This window comes from Rhodopirellula sp. JB055 (assembly GCF_043100905.1).
GTDB lineage: Bacteria > Planctomycetota > Planctomycetia > Pirellulales > Pirellulaceae > Rhodopirellula.
The window spans coordinates 1-3,872 of the sequence record NZ_JBICHO010000623.1 but is presented as its reverse complement, the minus strand read 5'-3'; the positions used below and the strand labels follow the sequence as shown (position 1 = coordinate 3,872).

General features: G+C 56.3%; 5 protein-coding genes. 4 read left to right on the top strand and 1 reads right to left on the bottom strand.

Going from position 1 to position 3,872, the window contains the following annotated elements; all coding sequences use genetic code 11:
- On the bottom strand, positions 1-518 hold a 518-nt coding region (locus ACF8AM_RS24270; RefSeq protein ID WP_392558129.1), incomplete at its 3' end, for a cation:proton antiporter.
- Between the two features lie 349 nt (positions 519-867).
- On the opposite strand from ACF8AM_RS24270, the gene ACF8AM_RS24265 reads away from it, so the two are divergent.
- The 4 genes from ACF8AM_RS24265 to ACF8AM_RS24250 form a co-directional block, all read left to right on the top strand.
- The gene (locus ACF8AM_RS24265) at positions 868-1,377 is read left to right on the top strand and encodes a lactoylglutathione lyase family protein (RefSeq protein ID WP_392558128.1); all 510 of its coding nucleotides are present in this window, start codon (positions 868-870) and stop codon (positions 1,375-1,377) included.
- 185 nt (positions 1,378-1,562) lie between these two features.
- The gene (locus ACF8AM_RS24260; RefSeq protein ID WP_392558127.1) at positions 1,563-2,384 is read left to right on the top strand and encodes a hypothetical protein; all 822 of its coding nucleotides are present in this window, start codon (positions 1,563-1,565) and stop codon (positions 2,382-2,384) included.
- A 93-nt stretch (positions 2,385-2,477) separates the two neighbouring features.
- The gene (locus tag ACF8AM_RS24255) at positions 2,478-3,641 is read left to right on the top strand and encodes an ABC transporter permease (protein ID WP_392558126.1); all 1,164 of its coding nucleotides are present in this window, start codon (positions 2,478-2,480) and stop codon (positions 3,639-3,641) included.
- Positions 3,642-3,644: 3 nt separating this feature from the next.
- The coding region (locus ACF8AM_RS24250; RefSeq protein WP_392558125.1) for an ATP-binding cassette domain-containing protein at positions 3,645-3,872 on the top strand (228 nt) is incomplete at its 3' end.

Genomic DNA, 3,872 nt, shown 5'->3' with positions numbered 1-3,872 from the left:
AGCAGACTGAACAACATCACTCCCCACGCATCGTCAATCGCCACAACGCCCAACAAAGTATCCGTCAGCGGACCTTTCGAGGACGTTCCGCTGGCAACATCCATCGTCGCGGCCGGGTCGGTTGCCGGTGCCACGCTGGCGAGCAACAACGCCAACGGGATGGGGACGCCAAACGCCCACAGCAAGAGAAACACGCCCGCGGCGGAACCGGCGACTTCGGCCAGCGACACAAACGCAACCGGTTTGCCCGTCGTTCGCAAGCGTTTGCCAAGAAACCTTTCCCCGAGATGAAAACCAATGATGCTGAGCGCAAGCAGCGTTGCAAACGAAAACCACTGCGAGATTTCTTCGGGAACCAACTGCCAGCCCGACGGTCCCGCCAAGAATCCCAGCAACAGCAGAAGCGTGACTCTTGGGACATGCATCCGACGCCCCAGCACATCCGCCGCAAATCCGGCCAGCAGGAAGCCGCCCAAAATCATCAAGGAAGCCGCGTCGGCCACGTCGTTCAAAGTCACTCTCCTCATTCAATGTGCGGCAACGAACCAAACGGTGCCGGTATCTTAGAATGTTCAAACGTCCGTTTGTCCGACCAACCAAGCGATTGCAAATGTTGGACCGGCGATGGCCGGACGTTTGGTTCCTTTTCCCCATGCTCCGCCGGCGTTCACTGCGATGTGCTGGTGGGCACAATACCGAGCGAATGGGCTCAGTGACCGCATCGTTCTGGCCAGTCTTGTTGGGCCGTCGGTCATCCTTGATGATTGACCATCCTTGTTGTGAACGCTGGGTGATTCGTTTGCTCCAGTCGCTGCCCATCTTCTCCACCGTCGATCTCTTCCACATTCCATTCATTGGCTGTTGCACATGACTTTTCCACGAACGTTCTCCCACATTGGAATTTCAGTTACGGACCTGGACCAAGCCGTGGAGTTCTACACCAAGACACTTGGTTGGTACGTCATCATGCCTCCAACTGAAATCGTCGCCGATGATTCAGCAATCGGAGTGATGTGCAACGATGTCTTCGGAGAAGGCTGGGGGCGCTTTCGCATCGCGCACCTGGCAACCGGCGACCGTGTCGGAGTGGAACTGTTCGAGTTTGACAACGCCGAGCGACGGGAGAACAACTTTGAATACTGGAAGTCAGGCGTGTTCCACTTCTGCGTGCAGGATCCCGATGTCGAAGGGCTTGCCAAAAAGATTGTTGAAAATGGTGGCAAGCAACGGATGCCGATCCGCGAATACTATCCCGGCGAGAAGCCTTATCGAATGGTGTACTGCGAAGATCCGTTTGGGAACTTGATCGAAATCTATTCCCACAGCTATGAACTGACCTATTCAGCAGGCGCCTACCAAGGCGACACAAAGGATTGAGCCCCCCGCGATCAACCGCCCATTCTCTCGCGTCTTTTTGAGAATTGGCCTGGACCTTTCGCATCTGCGTGGGCGAATATACAAAACACATTCGCCAAGGCGAATTCAGTGAAATGGATTGGCCGTTTCGCTGGTGCCCCCCTTTTGAACGGGGCACTCCGTTTCGATCACGCGAAGGATTTCCGATGAAACGCATGAACTTGCACGTCCGTGGTATCGCAGCTTTGGCTTTGGCTGCCATCTGTTTAGCTCCCGTGACGGCTCGAGCTGAAGGCACGCTCCCCACGCATTCTGTTTCTGGGCCCGCCGGGGCGGCGATGCAAAAGGCGTCCCAGGAAGGAAAGTACCTATTCGTCTACTTTTGGAAACAGAACGACGAACGGACTCAATCGATGCAGGGCGTGTTTCAACAAGCTACGACCAAGATGTCCGATGTGGCTGATGCAATCAGCGTTCAGATCACCGATCCGAACAACGCCGACATCGTGAAACAGTTCGGTGTCAGCCGGGCTCCGATGCCGCTGGCTTTGGCAATCGCTCCCAACGGTGCCGTGACCGGAGGCCTGCCGGTAACGTTCCAAGAACAACAGTTGCGGGACGCGATCGTCAGTCCAGCGACTGCGACTTGTTTGAAGGCAATGCAGGATCGCAAGTTGGTGCTGCTGTGCGTGAAACGCGACACCCACGCGACCGCTTTCCAAGGTGCTCATGCGTTGACGCAAGACGAACGTTTCGCGGCCTCGACTCAGATCGTCAACGTCGATCCGACCGACGCATCCGAGCAGAGCTTTCTGCAATCGTTGAAGGTCGATGCTTCGGCTGGCAGGGGAGTGATGGTGGTTTTAACACCTCCTGGCCAACCGGTCGCGACGTTTGCAGAGAACGCCACCAAAGACGAAATCGTCGAGCGTCTGACTGCTGCGAGTTCGGCTTGCTGCCCCGATGGCCAGTGTGCCCCCGGCCAGCAGTGCTGCCCAGGCGGCAATTGTGCTCCCGTCGCCAAGTAGGCACGAACTCCACGAACAACAACATTGGAAGGAGACAACGTTATGAACCTCAACAAGCTCGTGTGGCGAGAACTCTTTGAGCGAAAGAGTCAGATGATCACGATTTTCGTGGGAGTCCTATTGGGAATCACCACGGTCATCGCAATCAAGAACATCACCTACTACTCTGAAATGGCAGTAGCGAGGGAAATGGACAGCCTGGGCGCCAACGTCTTGGTGTTGCCCAAGTCCGTGACGCTGCAGGATTACTATTCCGCGGACATTCACAACGCAACCATCCCCGAGGAATATGCCTTGCGTTTGACGATGTCCAACCTAGCTGGTGTCGACAACCTATCGCCCAAGTTGTGTGTGCCGGTGGAACTGGACGGTCGTTCGTTTACCTTGACCGGCATCCTGCCCAAGAGCGAATTCCAGGCCAAGGCGGCTTGGGGCGGTGCCGGGATCTTCTCTCGCCCCATCGGATGCGGAGCAATCGACGTCGGCACGGCGGAACCGGAAGACAAGAAAACGCTGGTTCGCAACCGTGTCATCGACGACTTGGCGACCAATGAAACGCTGGTCGGTTCTGACACCGCCGCGTCCTTGGGAATCGAAGAAGGCCAAACGCTGGATTTGATGGGCAAACAGTTTTCTGTCGTTGCCGTGCTGCCCGAAACAGGAACGGTGGACGACTCGCGCATCTTCGCTCACCTGCACACGGTACAAGAAATGTCGGGCAAAGATGCCGTGGTCAGTTGCATCGAGATCGTTGGTTGCTGCAAAGAGATCTCGGCCGGTTTGGTCGACAACGTCAACAACCTCTTGCCGGAAGCCAAAGTCGTGACGGTGACTCAGGTTGTTGCCACGCAGCAGAAGGTCAACGGCATGATGGAGAAGCTGTCGATGATCTTTGTCGCAATCATCGTCGTGATCGGTGGCGCCGGCATCGCGAATTTCATGTTCGCGAATGTTTATGAACGCCGCCGTGAAATCGGCACGTTGATGTCGCTTGGCGCAGAATCGAAATTGATCCTGCGAATCTTCTTGCTCAAAGCCTTGTTGCTAGGGGTCGCCGGTGGAGTCGGAGGCTTCCTGATCGGCACCACACTGGCAGTCACGCTCGGACCTCGCCTGGCCAATGTGCCTGTGTTGCCGATGCCGATGCTGGCGGTTTGGGCGATTGGAATTTCGGTCGGCACGACGTTGTTGGCCAGTTACTTCCCCGCTCGCAACGCCGCCCGTCTCGATCCCGTCACGTCATTCAAGGAGGTTTGATCCATGTTGTCCATGCAGAATGTTACGAAGGTCTACGAAATGCACCGCCAACAAGTGGTGGCACTCGACGACGCAACGTTGGAGATCCCCGAGGGCGACTTTGTGTCGTTGATCGGGCCCAGCGGCAGTGGCAAAAGTTCACTGTTGGTGATGTTAGGCGGGATGTTGTCACCCACATCCGGACAAGTGTTGCTCAACGGCCAATCCATGTACGACTTGGATGCTGACGGG